The organism is Streptomyces sp. NBC_01717 (assembly GCF_036248255.1).
In the GTDB taxonomy this organism is placed as follows: Bacteria; Actinomycetota; Actinomycetes; order Streptomycetales; family Streptomycetaceae; genus Streptomyces.
Map to the genome: position 1 here is coordinate 50595 of NZ_CP109179.1, position 17194 is coordinate 67788.

The 17194-nt window shown below is 67.6% G+C and carries 19 protein-coding genes and 2 pseudogenes; 10 read left to right on the forward strand and 11 right to left on the reverse strand.

Annotation, left to right across the window (positions count from 1 at the left end):
- Nucleotides 1–77 precede the first annotated feature (77 nt).
- From OHB49_RS42510 to OHB49_RS42520, 3 genes are all read right to left on the reverse strand, one after another.
- Nucleotides 78–1556, reverse strand: coding sequence for a long-chain-fatty-acid--CoA ligase (locus OHB49_RS42510; protein ID WP_329166910.1), 1479 nt, complete (start codon nt 1554–1556; stop codon nt 78–80).
- Nucleotides 1557–1592: 36 nt separating this feature from the next.
- Nucleotides 1593–1805 carry a hypothetical protein gene (locus OHB49_RS42515; RefSeq protein ID WP_443079712.1) on the reverse strand — a complete coding sequence of 71 codons (213 nt, stop codon included), beginning with the start codon at nt 1803–1805 and terminating at the stop codon, nt 1593–1595.
- A 383-nt stretch (nt 1806–2188) separates the two neighbouring features.
- The gene (locus OHB49_RS42520) at nt 2189–2674 is read right to left on the reverse strand and encodes a lamin tail domain-containing protein (RefSeq protein ID WP_329166911.1); all 486 of its coding nucleotides are present in this window, start codon (nt 2672–2674) and stop codon (nt 2189–2191) included.
- Nucleotides 2675–3038: 364 nt separating this feature from the next.
- On the opposite strand from OHB49_RS42520, the pseudogene OHB49_RS42525 reads away from it, so the two are divergent.
- From OHB49_RS42525 to OHB49_RS42540, 4 genes and pseudogenes are all read left to right on the forward strand, one after another.
- Nucleotides 3039–3233: pseudogene (locus OHB49_RS42525) on the forward strand (IS5/IS1182 family transposase); the annotation flags it as partial.
- A gap of 542 nt (nt 3234–3775) precedes the next feature.
- Entirely contained in the window at nt 3776–3925 is a 150-nt protein-coding gene (locus tag OHB49_RS42530; RefSeq protein ID WP_329166913.1) for a hypothetical protein, read from the forward strand.
- Between the two features lie 332 nt (nt 3926–4257).
- Entirely contained in the window at nt 4258–4554 is a 297-nt protein-coding gene (locus OHB49_RS42535) for a type II toxin -antitoxin system TacA 1-like antitoxin (RefSeq protein ID WP_329166915.1), read from the forward strand.
- Entirely contained in the window at nt 4551–4937 is a 387-nt protein-coding gene (locus OHB49_RS42540) for a fic family toxin-antitoxin system, toxin component (RefSeq protein WP_329166916.1), read from the forward strand. Before OHB49_RS42535 ends, OHB49_RS42540 begins: the two co-directional genes overlap by 4 nt.
- A 91-nt stretch (nt 4938–5028) precedes the next feature.
- Here the strand turns inward: OHB49_RS42540 and OHB49_RS42545 are convergent, their stop codons facing one another.
- A complete protein-coding gene (locus OHB49_RS42545; protein ID WP_329166918.1) occupies nt 5029–5244 on the reverse strand; it encodes a hypothetical protein in 216 nt (71 codons plus the stop codon).
- A gap of 141 nt (nt 5245–5385) precedes the next feature.
- Nucleotides 5386–6018: a hypothetical protein gene (locus tag OHB49_RS42550; RefSeq protein ID WP_329166920.1), complete on the reverse strand. Its 633-nt coding sequence runs from the start codon at nt 6016–6018 to the stop codon at nt 5386–5388.
- A gap of 1202 nt (nt 6019–7220) precedes the next feature.
- Here OHB49_RS42550 and OHB49_RS42555 point away from each other — a divergent pair.
- From OHB49_RS42555 to OHB49_RS42565, 3 genes and pseudogenes are all read left to right on the forward strand, one after another.
- Nucleotides 7221–7430, forward strand: a pseudogene (locus tag OHB49_RS42555) (hypothetical protein); the annotation flags it as partial.
- Between the two features lie 232 nt (nt 7431–7662).
- The gene (locus OHB49_RS42560; RefSeq protein ID WP_329166922.1) at nt 7663–8286 is read left to right on the forward strand and encodes a hypothetical protein; all 624 of its coding nucleotides are present in this window, start codon (nt 7663–7665) and stop codon (nt 8284–8286) included.
- Nucleotides 8222–9634, forward strand: a complete 1413-nt coding sequence (locus OHB49_RS42565; RefSeq protein ID WP_329166923.1) for a hypothetical protein — start codon at nt 8222–8224, stop codon at nt 9632–9634. The genes OHB49_RS42560 and OHB49_RS42565 overlap by 65 nt, the downstream gene beginning before the upstream one ends.
- Nucleotides 9635–10369: 735 nt before the next feature.
- On the opposite strand, the gene OHB49_RS42570 is transcribed toward OHB49_RS42565, so the two are convergent.
- The 4 genes from OHB49_RS42570 to OHB49_RS42585 all read right to left on the reverse strand — a co-directional run bounded on the left by OHB49_RS42570 (nt 10370) and on the right by OHB49_RS42585 (nt 12532).
- Nucleotides 10370–10879 (reverse strand): hypothetical protein, encoded by a 510-nt coding sequence (locus OHB49_RS42570; protein WP_329166924.1) that lies wholly within the window; start codon nt 10877–10879, stop codon nt 10370–10372.
- 6 nt (nt 10880–10885) lie between these two features.
- Entirely contained in the window at nt 10886–11338 is a 453-nt protein-coding gene (locus OHB49_RS42575) for a CAP domain-containing protein (RefSeq protein WP_329166925.1), read from the reverse strand.
- Between the two features lie 402 nt (nt 11339–11740).
- Complete coding sequence (locus tag OHB49_RS42580) at nt 11741–11905, reverse strand: hypothetical protein (RefSeq protein WP_329166926.1); 165 nt, start codon at nt 11903–11905, stop codon at nt 11741–11743.
- Between the two features lie 414 nt (nt 11906–12319).
- Nucleotides 12320–12532 carry a hypothetical protein gene (locus OHB49_RS42585; RefSeq protein ID WP_329166927.1) on the reverse strand — a complete coding sequence of 71 codons (213 nt, stop codon included), beginning with the start codon at nt 12530–12532 and terminating at the stop codon, nt 12320–12322.
- Between the two features lie 157 nt (nt 12533–12689).
- Here OHB49_RS42585 and OHB49_RS42590 point away from each other — a divergent pair, with 157 nt between their 5' ends.
- Nucleotides 12690–12938: a Smr/MutS family protein gene (locus OHB49_RS42590; protein ID WP_329166928.1), complete on the forward strand. Its 249-nt coding sequence runs from the start codon at nt 12690–12692 to the stop codon at nt 12936–12938.
- 1086 nt (nt 12939–14024) lie between these two features.
- On the opposite strand, the gene OHB49_RS42595 is transcribed toward OHB49_RS42590, so the two are convergent.
- Nucleotides 14025–14339 (reverse strand): hypothetical protein, encoded by a 315-nt coding sequence (locus OHB49_RS42595; protein WP_329166929.1) that lies wholly within the window; start codon nt 14337–14339, stop codon nt 14025–14027.
- On the reverse strand, nt 14324–14908 hold the full coding sequence (locus OHB49_RS42600; RefSeq protein WP_329166931.1) for a hypothetical protein: 585 nt from the start codon (nt 14906–14908) through the stop codon (nt 14324–14326). The genes OHB49_RS42595 and OHB49_RS42600 overlap by 16 nt, the downstream gene beginning before the upstream one ends.
- Before the next feature lie 576 nt (nt 14909–15484).
- On the opposite strand from OHB49_RS42600, the gene OHB49_RS42610 reads away from it, so the two are divergent.
- Both OHB49_RS42610 and OHB49_RS42615 read left to right on the forward strand, forming a co-directional pair.
- Nucleotides 15485–15679, forward strand: a complete 195-nt coding sequence (locus OHB49_RS42610) for a hypothetical protein (RefSeq protein ID WP_329166932.1) — start codon at nt 15485–15487, stop codon at nt 15677–15679.
- A gap of 248 nt (nt 15680–15927) precedes the next feature.
- Nucleotides 15928–17049, forward strand: a complete 1122-nt coding sequence (locus OHB49_RS42615; RefSeq protein WP_329166933.1) for an IS630 family transposase — start codon at nt 15928–15930, stop codon at nt 17047–17049.
- Nucleotides 17050–17194 lie beyond the last annotated feature (145 nt).

Consider the following 17194-nt stretch of genomic DNA (forward strand, 5'->3'; position numbering starts at 1 on the left):
CTCTATCGAGCAGCTGCGCGGGAAGCCGGGCGCCGCTTCGTGGTCAGCTGCTCCGCGGCCGATTCCGGGGCGGCGGGTCAGCCCTGCGTGGTCTGCGGGCGGACGATCCGGCGCTTGAGGATCTTTCCGGTGGCGCCCTTAGGGAAGGCGTCGAGGAGCCAGACCTCGCGCGGGTACTTGTAGGCGGCCACGCGCTCCTTGACGAACTCCTGGATCTCCTGGGCGGTGGTCCTGACATCGGGGCGCAGCGCGACGGCGGCGGTGACCTCTTCGCCGAGGGTGGGGCGCGGGATACCGATCACGGCGGCTTCGGCGATGGCTGGGTGCTCGTAGAGGACCTCTTCGATCTCGCGGGGGTAGACGTTGAAGCCGCCGCGGATGATCATGTCCTTCTTGCGGTCGACGATGAAGTAGTAGCCGTCCTCGTCGACGGTGGCGAGGTCACCGGTGCGCAGCCAGCCGTCGAGGACGGTTTCGGCGGTGGCCTCGGGACGGCCCCAGTAGCCCTTCATGACGTTGTGGCCGCGGACGCAGAGTTCGCCGACGCCGTTCTTCTCGTCGATCAGGCACAGCTCGACGCCCTCGATCGGAGTGCCGATGGAGCCCGCCTTGCGCGGACGGTCCGGGTGATTGAAGGAGGCGACCGGTGAGGTCTCGGACATGCCGAAGCCCTCGAGGACCGGACAGCCGAAAGCATTCTCGAAGCCGTGCAGGACCTCGATTGGCAGGGAGGCGCCGCCGGAGACGCACAGCCGCAGCGAGGACACATCGATGCCGTCGCGGTCAGTGCCGAGCATGGCTGCGTACATGGTGGGCACGCCTTCGAACACGGTGATGTGCTCGCGGGCGACGGTCTCCAGCGCGGCGGCGGGCTCGAAGCGGGGGAGCATGACCAGGCCGGCGCCGGCGGTCATGGCGGTGTTCATGGCGCAGGTCTGGCCGAAGGCGTGGAAGAGCGGGAGGCAGCCCATCACCGTGTCGTCGGGGGTGAGTCCGAAGAGCGGGCCGGCGGTGATCTCGGCGTTGCGTATCAGGTTGGTGTGGGTGAGTTCGGCGCCCTTGGGTGCCCCGGTGGTGCCGGAGGTGTAGAGGATGACGGCGGTGTCCTCGGCCTCGCGCGGGACCGACGGGGCGGGCTCGGGGTGCTCGGCGAGCAGTTCGTCGAGCGAGCCGTCCTCGATGGGCACCACGCGGGCCCCGGTTCCCTCGGCCCCAGTGGCGGCCTCCTGGGCGACCGGGCCGAACGCGAAGGCCAGACGTGCTTGGGAGTCGCCCAGGTAATGGGCCACCTCGCGTGCCTTGAGCAGCGGGTTCATCGGTACCACGATCGCGCCGGTTCGCAGCACGCCGTAGTACAGGACTGGGAATTCCGGCAGGTTGGGCAGCATGACGCCGACCCGGTCGCCAGGGGCGACTCCGGCGTCGGCCAGCATCGCGGCAGCCCGGCCGGACAGCTCGTCCAGTTGCGCGAACGTCAGCGACTGGTCGCCGATGCTCACCGCGGTCCGTCCGCCATGCCGTTGTGCGGACTGGGTAAGAAGATCGCTGAGGTTCATGCGTTACGGGTCTCCTCGTCCTTGAGGGGCGTGATGTCAGCCGCGCAGTGCGGAGTTGAAGATGCCGGGCAGTTTCGTGATACCGGGTGCTGCGGTGAAGTGGGTGACGCGTTGGACGGTCGTCAGGGAGGTGCGGTTGGTGACGAAATACGGTGGCTTGGGCGATAGGGAGGGCGAACCGGCGAACAAGCCGCGCGGGGCGGGGGCAAACGGCGCGCGCAGCACGGTCTTCACGATGTCCTCGAGCATGAAGGCGTTGTGGACGAATGCGCCACGCCGTCGACTTCGCCAACGACACCCTGCCCGGCACTCTCGGCGCCACCCTGATCGTCCACCCCAAGACCGAGAAGACTCACCGCGCCACCGTCCACCAGGCCATCGCTGACCTGCGCTACGGAACCCTCGGCGTCAACTGCTGGTCCGCGATCGGATTCCTCCTCGGCTTCACCCCCTGGGGCGCCCACCCCGGACACACGCGGCAGGACATCGGCAGCGGTGCGGTCACTATCAGCGGCCGAAACCCACTCACCTCACCCAGCGCGAAGCGGCGCACCACGGCCCCGAGCCGTGGTGCGCCGCCAAGGAACTGCAGTTGGGTCAGCCTTCGGTGCGAAGGAGAAAGCCGGCGTTGGTCAGTGGCGTCCGTTGCGATCCCGGCCGCCGTGGTGGTGACCCCACGATGTGGAGTCGATCGTGCGCCCGTGGGCGTCGCGCAGGGTTGCGGTGTCTTGGTCGTTGTTCCACACGTAGGTGCGGCGGTCCTGGTAGACGTCGCGACTCGTGTCGCGGCCGGTACCGGTGTGGACGCGGACGGAGGAACGTCCGGGCAGACGCAGGTCGAACCGGTAGGTGTGCCGGCTTTCGTCGGTCAGGATCCAGTTCCGAAGGTTGACACTGTTCCGACCGGTATTGGTGATAGTGACCCATTCACCGTTCAGGCTCCGGTTGGAGCGGTCATCGCGCCCAGGACTGTCGTACTGGACGTGGCCCACAACGACGGACGAGTACCGGGACAGGGCACGGCCGTGGTCGTCGGCACTCGCGGGCAGAGCAGCGACGGCGAGCAACGCTCCGGCCGCGAGGACGGTGGCGGTCAGACGACGGGTGGTACGGGACATGAAACCCCTCAGGTGCGGGCTGAGACCGTGGGGAAGGCTCAGCGGTTGTGTTGTCCCAGCGTGTGCCGGGACCGCAACTCTGACCGCTGCCGCCCCAGGTCAGAGCGTGCCCCGAGGGGCGTTACACAAAGGGGATATTTCTGTCACATGCACCTGTAACAGGAGCGACCCACTTGCGCCGAATCCCTGACAATCGTTGCATGCTACACCCACCCGCAACTCACCGCAGTCCACCGTGACAGGTGCACCGCCTACCAACGTGCGCACACCCCGTACTACCTCAGGCGGAACCTGACGGTCCGTAACAGACCTTGCGCGGTCATCCTGAACACCAGTTCGCGCTCCACGACCTGTGGCTGGCATGGTTGTCGAGCACGGCTCCGGTCTGGGCACCCAACGCTGGGTCATGGAGGGCGCGTTCGCCCACCTGCACTGGTTCCGCCGCCTGCGGATCCGCTGGGAGATACGCGACGACATCCACGAAGATTTCCTCACCCTCGGATGCGCTCGAATCTGTTGGCGGCGATTGCGCTCTGTGTTTAGCGGTGCCGTGGACTAATCACCCGCTGCAAGTCGGTTGAGAACTTCCACCGGGGTGAAGCTCCAGCCGACGAAGCGCGGTCCGCTCCAGTTGATGCCGATCATGTAGCCCTCTCGGGCGGCATCAGGCAGATCGCGATCGTCGAAGCAATGAACCCAGGTCAGGCCATACGAGGGCGTCGCCAGCCTCGACCGACAAAGCGTCGATCCAAACCAACAGCCGTTGGCCATGTCAACGGTGGCCGGTGCACTGACCCAGGCCGGGCAACGCGAGGGCGCCGCTGACCTCGCACGGCAAGCCATCGACCGCGCCCGCACCATCACCGATCCCGACCAACAGGCCCGGGCCCTGGCAGCCGTGGCGTGTGTCCACGGAGCGTCTTTGCCGGGAGGGCTTCTACTGGCAGAGGCGCCACTGTGGGATCCCTAGAGTCCTTGGTGGATCAGCCGGCTGCCGTAGACGTCACAGCGCTGGAAGAGGCGACGCACTGCGTCCGGCCCGGCTCCCATGCGGGGCCCTGTTGAGTTCGCTCGGCCCAGGACGGCAAGGCGCGCCCGGAGGTGCGTGAGAGCGCGGAGCGCCCGGTCCGGGCCGCAGCGCAGGCAGCCGACGACCTGCTGCACGTCATCGTGCCGCTCGTCGAGAACGAATCGCTGCTCCCCTACGACAGTGCATCCGCCCTCGCCCGCGCAGGCGCAGCCCCACACTGAACCGCAGCAGGCCACCGCCACGTAGATGCCGTGTGCGTGCCTGCACGGGCACGCACGCGCGCGGCCAAGGCTGACAGCGCGCAGGAGATTCCGGAGGGCCGCGGAAGAGCTCCGCTGCGGCAAGGAAGGCGGCGAGGTCCCGCCGCAAGGCGCGGCACCACTGGTCCTGCCCGGCCCAGACGGTCTCCACACGGCGGGTCGCTGCAGTCTGCGTGAGATCCGCCGCCCGGTGGGTGGCTTCCGCTGGCGTCGGAGCTGTCCTCACCTGCCACCTCACCCCGGCGGAGCCATTGCTCTGGGCCAAAGGCGATACCACTGGTACCGTCGGTACCATGCCAGAACCGAAGGCCATGAACCTACGCTTCCCCGACCCCGAGCAGCGGGCCGCGATCGCCGCCGCAGCCGCGCAGGAAGGAGTGAGCCTGCAGGAGTACATCCTCTCCGCTGCCTACGCCCGCGCGACCGCCGTGGAGCAGCGGTTCCTCGATGGCTTCAAAGAGTCGATGACGCGCAGCGGCGACGCGTTCGCCGCCGAACCCAGCAGCACCGACCCCTCCCCGGAGCAGCGGGCCGCCGAGCAGCAGGCCCGTGCCGAACTTCAGCAGCAGGAGCGGGGCCAGGCCGCGTGACCCAGCCCGAACCGCTCCACCCGCTCGGCATCACCTTCCTGCTGCACGCCGCCGAGCTCCTCGCCGGCGACCCGCAGGTCGACGACCTCGGACCGCTGTACGCGGCCGTCGCGCGGGTCAACGCCAGCGCCATGGAACGCGACATCTACGGCTCCGTGCACCTCAAGGCCGCCGCACTGCTGCAGACCCTGGTAAAACTCCCCTGCCTCGAGCACTCGGGCGAAGCCTTCGCCTGGCACTCGAGCGAGGCATACCTCGCCCTGAACGGACACCGGCTCGACTACCCGCCCAAAGCAGCCGTCGCCCTCGTACGCGACGCCGCCGCCGGAACACTGGGCGTCCCCCGCATCGCCCGCCAGCTGCGCGACTGGACCACCACCTGACCCGCCCGCAGCACCGTAACCGCCCCGGAACACCCCACAGCCAGGAGACCGGCCGAAAGGCCGAGACATGGGAGCGTTTACTGGCTTGATGTCAGATGGCCCGGCTACCAGCGCTTGGTCTTTCTGCCAGGTCGTCGTGCCAATCCCAGCGCCCGGGGATCTCGCCGGTCTCCGGCCCAAGCGCGACCACGGTGTCGGTCACCTGATAGGTGACGCGGTAGGCCAGGACCTCGGTAGCCAGGTCCATCCACTGGGTCTTCTCCGCTGGCGGTACGGGGCCGAGGACCGTCACAAACCACATGGGCATCAATGAACGGTCGCGGATCGCGTCGGCCAGGCACCCGCGCAGCAGCGCGGTCAGCTCCTTCTCCGCCTTGTCGCTCTCCTCGAGCAGCGAGGCCTTCGTCTCGCGCAGCGCGTCGTCCTGGTCCAGGGCGGCGCGTGCCTGCTACGCGGGACCGTTCAGCTTCACGACGCGCTGGTGCTGGTTGTCCGCGTGGGCGCGGGCCGACTCGAAGGTGAGGGCTGCCTTCTGGTGTTCGGCTGCCTGCGGCGGTGTGGCGGCCAGGACGGCGGCCGCTGCCACGACCTCGCTGCGGAGTTCGTCGCGCTCCTTCACGGCGCCCTTCAGGGCCCGGATGCTCGAGGTATGGGCGAGGCGCTGCTGCACGCTGAGCAGCTCCGAGCGGATCTCCCGGCCGAGGGCGGCAATACGGGCCAGGTTCCTCCACAGCGGTTCGACGGTGTCGAAGTCGGCCTCAGGGGCGCCGTCGGCGATGCGGGAGGGGGCTTCCAGTGCCTGCACGCGGGCGACGAGCCGCTTGAGGTCCCGGCTGGTCTCCTTGATATGACAGCGGACGTCGCCGTCGAGGTTGCCCAGATCGTCCGTGACGGAGCTCAGGTCGCTCTCGACGCTACTGATGTCACCGCGGATGCCGCGCATCTCGTAGTCGAGGTCCTCCACGTAGCCGACCTTCGACTTGAGCGAGCTCACCTCGCTCTCGAGGTCGCTGACCTCGCTTTCCAGAGAATTGCCTCGCTGGTCGAGTCGCCGGATCTGGCTGCTGTATTCGTCGCTCATGCGTGGCCGCCCTTCTTGCCCGCCTCGGCGGGAGCTTGGGATGTTGCGATGGCGACGGCGATCCAGCCGGCGAAAATGGCGACAGGAACCAGGACGAGATCACGCTCAGGCTGACGAGGGCTACCAGCACCCCGACGATGTGCAGACCGACAGCGGTCCTGCGGCGGTGCACGTGGTCGCCGGCACCGGCCTTCTGGGCAGAACCGGCCAAGGCCCCCAAGAAGTGCGGTACGAGAGGCATCAGCCGCCAAAGCGTGTGACCGAGGATGAAGACGAAGGCGATCAGCGCAGCGCCGACCACAGCCTGCCCACACCACGACCAGGTGACGGTTCGCTGACTGAGCCGAAGCTGGGGCTCGGCTAACCGCTCCGGGATCGTCCTCTCGAACTGCAGCAGCCTCTCGGTGTTGCTCACCAGCCGCGCGTACTCGACCGCGAACTGATCGTCACCAGCCGAAAGCTTCACCACCTCGGCATGGCGCGCCCTGACCATTTTCTGGAGCCTCGCGTACTCGCTGATCGAGGCGGGGGGGCCTTGGCCGGGGCATCGACGGTGTTGCGTCGGCGGTAAACCTTGCGGTCGAAGCCGGGTGGCCGGCCGCCGCTGTGCCGGTGCCGTTTCTTACGCTCACCCCCTCGAACCGGCCGAGCTGCGCTTCGAAGAACACTGCGTGCCTGGCGACGTCGACGCTGCGAATCGGTCAGCTCGGCGGTGGTGCCCGAGGTCCACTTCGGCAAAAGTCGCCGAGCTCGCAACCCACGGAACGACCGTGGTGGCCCGTCGCACCGCACCCTGAGCCGCAAGCGGTCACGGTAAGGGTCACCTTGACTCGCGCTAGTCAGCCCGCCTGGGCAGGCGGGCCGTCTGCTCGATACACCCTGGAACCACGCGAAGGGGCCCCGCGGAACGTGCGACGGACCCACGGGGCCCACGAGTACCGTCCCGTCAGGATACCCATACCGACCGTACGGGCAACCAGCACTGACTGCCCGTCGAGGAGGCCTCTGTGTGGTCCACGTCGAGCTTGACGGAACATACGGCGTAGATCCGAACCTGCTGTTTCTCCATGAGGCATCATCGAGCACGAGTTGTCCCATGAGCCGCGCTCCCCGGTGTCTGAGCGGCCGCCCGATCACGCACGCATGAGGTCCCGTGCCGGGTGGCCGGGCACCCAAGGCTGAGCCGGGACCAACCCGGACGCATCGACGCCACCGTCCCCCAGCTCCGCGCCGATGGACACGAGATCCGCGATGCGGACGTGACCCGCCTGTCCCCGCTCAAGCACAAGAATCTGAACGTGGTGGGCCGCTGCAGCTTCACCGCCACCCATCCGGCGGGTGGCATCCTGCGCCCCCTGCGGGCCCCGGATGCGGCCGGGCTCGATGACGATGAGGGCTGCGCGGAAGGCTGACAGTGTCAGGAGGCGACCGGGGCACCGATCAGCTTGTTGGCCCCTGCCGCTGAGCCAGACGCGGTTCGCCAAGCTGGACACACTGACTCGGTCACCGTTTGTCTGATTGATATAAAATAGAGCAATTGCTAGCTATTTAGGTTCTTATGGGGGATTGTGCCTCTTGGGTGATGACCCTTGGATGATCAAGGGAGCCGCCCCGTTGGCGGGGCTGTGACAGAAGGGTGCGCCCATGCCGGAGATCCGGACCTCAGCAGAACGACTGGAGCGGGTACGCGAAACACTGGAGGGCTTCCAGGGGGCCCGGGCCGCTTGCCGGGCCGCACGGCGGCAGGACCTGAGCCGAGGACAGAACCTGCTGCTGGGGGCGGCCCTGCACGCTGCGGCCCGTCTGGAACAGGGCCTGGAGCCCACCATGCTGGAAGAACAGCTGTTGCAGATGCTGCGGGCCGGCGCGGACGACGACACGGAAGTCGCTTCCTGGGGGCGCCTGTTCGCCGAACAGCGAACCGCGCGCGGCGGGGTGAAGGTGTTCCCCTCCACGGTCAACAGCCTGGATGTGCAGAGCGGTTACGGCATGCAGGACCTGCTCGCCGACCTTGCGGAGCTCACCCCGGAGATCGTGGCGCAGCCGAACGTGCAGGTCATCGACATCACCGGGACTGATCCGGAGGAGTCGACGGACAGTGAGGAGTTCCTCCAAGCGCTCGACGAGTACGGCAGCGGCGTCACGGTGCTCGCCGCACCCACGGGTGCGGAGCAGAAGGCCCGGGGCGGTGACCGGTCCGCCGGTGAAGCTGCTGCTGAAGCCGCAGAGGTTCGTGTGCGAGCGCCGGTCAGGCGAGGTTGGCCATGACGAGATCTACTGGGCGATGTCGGCGGGCGCCGACTCCGGCGAGAAGAAGTCCTTCAAGACGCCCGAGTTCGGCAGCGTACAGACGGGCAGCGACCGTGCTTTCACCGGCGGCCACGCCGGCATCCTCATCGACGGGTGGGTACGCGGCCATGTGTCGCTGAACATCGAGTGCTGGGAGGCCGACGACAGCTCGGGCGGCTTCTACAACAAGATGCGCGAGGTCCTGAACACCCTGGCCGAGCGCCTCGCAGACGGGGCGAAGAGCCAGACCTACGAACCGCCCGAGCACGGCGGGGCCAACCCCGAGGGCTGGGCCGCATTGCTGTCGGTCGTCGCGCAGCTCGTCAACGCCCTGCTGGGCTGGCTGACCAACGACGACGACCTGGTGTGTGAACGCACCATCGGTCTCGACCGCGCCGCGCTGGACCGCTACTTCACCGCCAGTGGCTACGCGGCAAACTGGCTCTTCAACGGCGGAGGGGGCGGCTCGCACCGCCTGTGGCTGCACGGCACCCTCACGCCCTACGAGGTCAAACCGCGCTACCGCGAGCTGTCCAGTGCCGGCAGCCAATGGGGCACGCCGGGGTATCTCGCTGACCGCCGCGGCATGAGCCTGCCTGCCGTCGGCGTCTCCTGGGCCAACAACTTCACAAGGCCCGGCATTCTCTACACCGACGCGGCAGCCGACCAACTGTTCTGGGCCGATAACACCAACGACATGGGCGGCCCCATCCACGGCGCGCACACCATCGTCCCGGCCGCAGGCGTCGAGTTCAACGGCAAGGTGCATTGCGTGTTCACCGGCCGCGACGGCCGGGTGTACTGGACCGTCCGCACCGGCACCACCTGGAGCGCGCCTGCGGGCACCACCTGGGGCAGCCGCCACTCACCTGCGCTGGCCGTACACGACAACAAGCTGTACTGCGCCCACACCGGCGTGGGCGGAGACCTCTGGCTCGCCACCTTCACCGGCAGCTCCTGGGGCACCCCCACCCAGCTCGGAAGCTGGCGCACAACCAGCGGCCCGGCACTCGCCACCCACGGAAGCCCGGCCAAGCTCCAATGCGCCCACCGCGGCGCCACGGACACCATCTGGGTCGCTTCCCTCAACGGCACCACCTGGGCCGATCCCACCGAGATCAGTCCCAGCACCGTCAAAACGAACGAGACTCCGGCCCTCGCCTCCTTCGACGGCCAGTTGCACGTCGCCTACCGCGGCCACAACCACAACCTCTTCGTGATCCCCCCGTTCGGCTCCTCATCGCGACCCATCGAGATCCAGTCCGATGGATACGGCTCCCCCTCCCTCGCCGTCCACGGCGGCAAGCTCTACGCCTTCCGGGCATAGCGTCCAGACGACGTCGGTCCCTGTGGGAGTCCGCGTGTGAGACCGAGTTCCTACGTGAAATGGGTAAACCGTGGGTTCGAGCTTTCCGAAGGGAGTTCGTAGTCGAACCGCCGGGTGGTGCTGCCGTAACCGTACCCAGGCGGACTCGGGTTCGTCCTGGCTCGCCGAAGCGAGGGCCGGGCGGTAACCCCGCACCAGTGACAGATGACGGCGATCAACGCTGGCCCGTTGGGAGGTCGCGATGGCCCGGTAGGTCCGGACTTGCAGCGAGCCCTCCACCCCGTCGATACCGGGGTGGAGGGCTCGCTGCCCTTATAGGGTGGCTACGCGCTGGTGCCGCGGCCGGGGGCGATCACCAGCTGGGTGGGGTCCGTGATGCCGATGTTGTAGGCCGTAGCGCTGACCGCAGGAGAGCCACGACGACAGCCTCACAGACCTCCCCGTCCACTCCGACACCCCCTTCTTCCCGTTCCTCCGGGTGCATCGTTAATCGCGCGGGATCCCCTGAAGCCCTCCCCTGGCAGAGGTCCCGCTCGGATCCCGCGTGGAGCTCGGCGGGCCCCCGGGAGGGCCCGAGATCACTGCTCCGTCACAGGCCGAGGAACGCGCCAAGTAGCTGACGGCTGTTTCTCCCCCCATTCAGCCGCCGGGGCGTCCCCGGCGGCTGCCGTCAACAAACCAACCACCGCTAGGGGTGCCGTGGCGCGACGATGTGCAGGTTCTCTGCCGCTGGCTTCAGAGCCGGTGCAGCACCAGATGCCCGATCGTCACTCCCAGGTCCCATGCGGGCAGCCAGAGACGGCCCGGCCCGGCGGCGCTGCCCCCGTCTCCTGTCGGCGCAGGCCCCACTACGCGGCCCGGCAGCAGCAGTTCCGTCCCGGTCAGCCTGCGCCAGGCCGCCTCGGCAAACGTCAGATCCGGGTCCGGACGGCCCGTGGCGCGGCTCCTGGCGGTCAGCCGTTCCAGCTTCGCCGACGCCCACGCGTGCCAGGTGTCGGGATCGGACGTCACTCTCGTCCAGTAGTCCCGCTGGTCCTCGTCGAAGTACGTCACGAACTCGGCGATGCGAGGCGACACGAACACCGTCACCGCGAGGGCGGCGCGTCCGCACCGGTACTCCTGCGACCCGCGCGGCAGCACATCCGCGACGACCATCAGGCGGTCGGCGAGGTCGTCGGCGCACATCCACCGCATCGGGACCGTCAGTTCGCCACCGCTGAACTCGTCGACACTCTCGGGAAGCACGCCCCGTCACCTCCGCTCGGACTCGTAGCCGACGTTCTGCATCCACCAAGGGCCATTGAGCGCGAGATGGACTCCGACGCCGATCGCCGCGAGACCGGCGCCCACAATGTTGGCGCGGTGCCCCGGGCTGTTCATCCAGGCCCGGACCACGAAGGGCGCGTTCGCCTGGCCGCGCGCGATGTTCTCGGCAGCGGGCTCCGGATACCCGCGGCGCGCATCCGGTCCGCCGCCAGCGCACTGCCGGGAGCCTCGTGCGCGGCCAGACGAACACGCCGTCATGTCGCCACTGCGCGCCCGCGACAGGTGCGCAGCCGCTCGTCGACGCAGAGCGGTGGCAGTCCCGTGCCGGGACGCCAGCCGTTGACCCAGGAACGCTGCTGCCCGGTGGCGCACAGCGACTCGAGCCACAGGCACCAGGACCGGCTTGGCAGCGCTACCGTGCTGCCCGTCGATCGCCATGTCACCCCTCAGCACACACAGAAAAGACTCTTTGCAAAGGGATACGCACGGTATGCAGGTTCAGCTCGATCGGTTTTCCGTGTGACTGCGGTGAAGGAGCAGGAAGCGACAAGGGCGGGAACGTCGCGGCACTGTGTTCCTGGCCGGGCAGGTCGGGCCGGCAGGAACGTCGAGTTCTGTTGCGGTGCCTGGTCTGCGCGTCGCTGCCACAAAAGATGAAGCTGCCGAAGTGTCAACGCTTCACGAATCCGCCTGTCGATCTACAACGGCCCGCAGCAGCCGCTTCGCAGTGCTTCGCCCCGCCGGACAGTCCCAACGGGGCGAAGGTAGCCTGGCCCGAAACTCGTCAACAGCATCGTGGACGGGAACCGGCCACACCATGAGAGTGTGCCGCCCGCGAGGTTACGGTTCCCGGTCCAGGGGGATCTGCAGGGTGACGAGCGCGCCGCCGCGACCGACGGTCACGGGATAGGTGACGCCGGACCGCTTGCCGCTCAGGACGTTGTCGAGGTCGTTGACGGTAGGCGTGAGGATTCCGGCGACCTCGACAATACGGTCACCAGGCACCAGACCGACCGCAACAGTGTTGCTGCCCGGGCCACCGCAGGACCGGCATGGCCATATCCCTGCCTCCCGGCGGCGCAGCTCCTCCTCGCGCTCCTGGCGGCGGCATTCTTCATGGGCTTCGCGCTCCAGGCTGCGCTGGTCATCGCGGGCGTGGTACCCGCCATCTGGTGCCGGTGTTGGTGAGGGCGTCGGTGATCGGCTGCCAGTCGCTGTGGCGGAGCAACCCACCGCACTTGCCACCTCCGCCTACGCCTCGGCGGCATGAGCGCATAAACAAAGCGGTAATGCCCCCACACGCTCCAGGCGCGCTGAGCAGCGCGCGCCCCGGGATGCACCACACGGGCCCTGGCCGTCCATCCCCCGAGGAACAGGGCCCGCCCCACATTCTCAGCCCCCCCCCCCAGCAGGAACGGGTCACAGGCCGCGGAAAGCCCCGGCAGCGGTAAGCATGTTCTGCACATCGATCACGGTCCGCCCCGTACGCTCAGCAATCCGGGCAACCGGCTCCTTTTCCTCATACGCGGCAACCACCGCCGCGGTCAGACGACGCCGAGCCGCATACAACCCCTCCTGCGCCTCCCGCACCGCCGCCGCAGCCCCCTCCAGAACACCCGCATCACTCGACATACGTCCCATCCTGCCGCCCCGACACCCCACACAACCACCCACCCCCGGGCAGGGGCCGGGGCTATCGGAACTGAGGTCGGCGCCCGGACGGCGCTGCGTATCCTTGCCCGACAAGCTGCGGCCTTTCGCGCGGCCGGAACACACAGGAGGCTGCACGTTGCTCACCGTGGATCTGCACCCGATCTTCCGTAACAACCGGGACATCGAACTGGCCCTGCGTCAGGCCATATTCAAGGCAGCGCTCAGCGGCGAGACCACGATGGAGATCATTCCGGGCAAGGGCTCGGGAAAACTGAAGAAACGCGTGCTCGCGTTCCTCAACCAGCCGCACATCAAGAAGCTGTACGAACGCTTCGAGACAGACCCGACCAACGACGGCAGAGTCATAGTCCACCTCAAGTCGTAAGACCGGAACACCCAATGGGAGAACAACCTCACGCCCGAACGCCATACACTGATCGCCCCCATCCGCGGTCTGCGGGCCAGGGCAGGATCAGATTCCGGCTCAATGCCGCCGACATCGCCGTTCCAGAGGCGGTCGGACGCGAAGCGTCACGCTCGAAGCGCAGGACTCCGGCTCACCGGGGCCGGCCGGTCACCTACGCTGACACCGGGGCGGCCGGGAGCGGCGGGCAAGCCACGAACCAGGCGCTGGCCTACACAGCAACCGGTCAACTCGTCAGTGATCACTGCGGGGCAGAATGCAGGGAAGGGCACAAGGCGCGACCGGGGCGCGACGACGCATCGACCACCCACCAGCCCCCGCCCGGATCGCAAGCCGCCATGGTCAGTAGCGGGCCCTCCTCTCGATGGTGAGGACAGAGACCGGCAGAGAGCCCCGGTGGTCCACCGGACACCACTGACCACGCCCCCTGAGCGACCAGACACCATCAGAAGAGCCGGCTGCGGACCAGTCAGGTGACGAACACACCGCCCGCTCGCGCGTCACAGCCCGGGCACCCCACCCGGCACAGAAACTGGGTCAGCAGCGCCCAGGCCTACCCTGTATGGCGCCAGCCCCTGAGTTCCCGGAACGGCGCCTCGACACCGCCCTCCCGGGAGCCACGGCACCCACGACCGGCAGGCGGGCGACCCTTGCCGGCCGCACCGCCGACCGGCCGTGGTGGCTCCCCAAGAAACCCCACCACGGCTCGGGACAACAGCCCGAGCGAATTCCATTCACCACGCCCATCCGCAGATGACCGGGGTGGAGTGCCTGGCGGTGGCATCGGCTTCGAGGGGACAACACCGCCAGGCACCAACCACCATCGCATACCGCACCCGCTTACTACGATCCCGCTGAATCCCTGACTGAGGTGGGCGCGCTGGAACGCGATGGTCACGTCCCGGGCCGGTGCAGACCCCGGCCCTCCGGTTCGGGAGCCGTGATGTTCGTGTGTGCTCATGCGGACCAGGCTCTCCGACTGGTTGTCCGTCGGTGACTCATCGCCAGGCGGTCGATACGCCGCCTGGCGATGCTGCCCCGATGACGTCAGCGGCGACTGTGCTGCTGGAACTCGTCATAGACGCGGATAATCCTCTTGAGGAGTTCACCGTGATCGGTCAGGTCTACGTGGCGGGGGTTGGCGGCGTAGCTGAGGAGTCCGAGCATGCGATGCAGGATGTCGGTCTGTTGTTGCTCAAGCTGCCATTTCTCGTTTCCGAGTCCATGTCGATCGGCGCTGAGGTGCTCATCCGGCGCAGCGCAGAGGCGTAGGTGTTCGGCGAGGCATTCCTTCAAGGCGCCGGGCCAGGCCATGTGCATGGGGTTGGGCCGGGTGTTGTCGGTGTTCACCGGTGCGGCCATGAGCGTGGCTTCCTGCGATGTGTCGGCGCGCTGCTGGAGGTCCGGGATGGCAGTGAGTGCCTCGGCTGTCGCACGGATCGTGCGGGCGTGTTGCCAGGCCCACCTCCGTTTGGTGCGCCGGCCCCGGCGCTCGCGGACGTCCTCAACTCTTTCGCTCTGGGTGCGGGCAGGCTGCCATCCGCGCGCGGGTGGGCGCGGCTGAGCTGGAGGTGACGTCGTTCAGCCGACTGCCGGTTACTCATCTCAAGGGCGTCGGCGATGCGGGCCCACGTGATCCGGTGCGAGCGGGCCAGGGTGATGAGCATCAGTTCGTCGGTATCCAGCTTGTCGCGCAGCGAGCGGATCACCAGGCGGGCGGCGAGTACATCGGTCTCGGACACGGCTGGCTCCAGGAGGCCTTGGGCACGTCGCCGATCTTCGTAGCGTCGCGCGATTTCCCCTAAGCGCTTGTTGCCGTAAGAGCCGTAGGAGGTGACGCGACGGATGCCACCGAGGTTCTCCAGCATGTGCGACCAGGCGCGTTCGCGGTCGAACTCCGCTTCGGGGCGCTGGTTGCGTGTCGTCTTCAAGACGACTCCTTTCGTCGTCCGCAAGACGACACTCTCTGCAGACGTCGACGGCCGGCCCGGCGGCCGGTGCCCAGAACGGCTGGCACCGACGAGGACGAGAGGCTCTCCGGTGCCGGGGCCGGCTCTTGCGGACCCTTCCACCCTCCACCGTCACACCATTCACTGACACGAAACCGAGAGATCGCAGGCAGCGCGTCGAAGAGCTCCCAGACGGCACCTCCGTAAGTCTGGGCGTATTTCTGAGTAATCAGAAGAGCCGGCGCGACCGGCTCAGCGACGACCAGCTCGCCAACCTCGGATACGACTGGGCGCGACGGTCTAGGGGGCGGGCTGCCGGGGCACTCGTCGGCCGCTGCACCGGCAGAAACGAAGTGCGGAGAAGTCCCGGACGCCGTCACGGCTCCGGGACTTCGCGCAGTCGGCGGCATGGGCCGCTTGCCCCTGGACATGTCCCGGTGCAGAAAGCAGCCAATTCCAGGACCCTACGGCTCAATTCAAGACAAATCTGGGCCAGGCCGGTGCACGTCTCGCTAGCGTGCGGAACTGAACACTCCGTCCGTCGAGAGGACCTCGTAAGTGATCTTGTCCGGCTCCGCCGCGCTCATACTTCTCCTGATCGTCGTGTTCCTGATCCGCCGGAACAACATCAAGACCCATTACGCGATCCTCTGCCTTCTCGCCGGCTTCTACCTCGCCAAAACAAGCAGCGCCCCTGCCATCGACCACGCCCTCAATAACGTGGCGGACATGTTCGCCAGCATCCAGATATAGCCGCTCACCAGCGCCGTCCGCCGCCCCGCCCATGTGGCAACCACGGAACTGCTTCACCGGCCAGTGAACAAGCACACGAGCATCCCCGGCCCCACGCACCAGCGGTAGGGCCGAGGACTGCACTCTGGCCCACCAGGCCGGCGGGCCGGGATCACGCGACGAACGAAGCCAGGGCAGCCACAGCTGGCCGCCGTACAGGACATCCACCTCATAGTGTCCTGCGCCAGTAGTTGATCGTTAGTTGCTATGTGACTTCTACTGCTGGTGCGTCAGTTCCTCGTCGAGGACCGAAGCTGGAACCGCTGTTGCTGTCCGTGGAGGAGCGGGCGGAGTTGGAGCGGTGGACGCGTCGGGCGACATCGGCCCAGGCACTGGCCCTGCGGGCGCGGATTGTGCTGGCGTGTGCGGGGCCGGAGGTGCCGCCGATTGTCGCGGTCGCCCGGGATCTGCGGGTGGCCGCGGACACGGTCCGCAAATGGCGGCGACGCTTTCTCGCTGAGCGGCTGGACGGGCTGGTGGACGAGCCGCGGCCGGGCCGGCCGCCCACCATCAGCGTCGATCAGGTGGAAGCGGTGGTGGTCACCACGCTGGAACAACTGCCGAAGAACGCCACCCACTGGTCGCGGACGTCGATGGCCCAGCACAGCGGCCTGTCGAAGTCGACCGTGGGCAGGATCTGGCGGCAGTTCCAGCTCAAGCCGCATCTGGCGGACACCTTCAAGCTGTCGACGGACCCGCTGTTCGTGGAGAAGGTCTACGACGTCGTGGGTCTTTACTTCAACCCGCCCGAGGGCGCGGTGGTGCTGTCGGTGGACGAGAAGTCGCAGATCCAGGCACTGGACCGGTCCCAGCCGGTGCTGCCGATAATGCCGGGCATGCCCGAGCGGCGCACCCACGACTACGTGCGCAACGGCCTGACCACACTGTTCGCTGCGTTCGACGTCGCCACAGGTGAAGTCATCACGGCCCTGCACCGCCGGCACCGGGCCGTGGAGTTCAAGAAGTTCCTGGTCCGGATCGACAAGGAGGTGCCCGCTCACCTGCAGGTCCACCTGATCGTGGACAATTACGGCACCCACAAGACTCCCGCGATCAGAGCCTGGCTGGCCAAACACCCGCGGTTCGAGCTGCACTTCACCCCGACCGGCTCCTCCTGGATCAACCAGGTCGAGCGGTGGTTCGGCTACCTGGCCCACCAGATGATCCGCCGCGGCGCACACAAGAACATCCAGGCCCTGGAAGCCGACATCCGGGCATGGGTCAAGGACTGGAACGAAGACCCCAAGCCCTTCATCTGGACCAAGACCGCCGAAGAGATCCTCGACTCCCTCGCCCGCTTCTGCCGACGGATCTCTGGCGCAGGACAATAGTCCAGCACCAGCAGTTCAGGATGCACAGCGAACAAAACGGCCGCCTCGATCTCATGAGCGGCCCTCCGACCTTGCCGGAGCATGGAACGCGCAGCCCGGATCCGGCCGCTCATCTGCCTTAGAACCGCGTCTGGCTCAGCGGCAG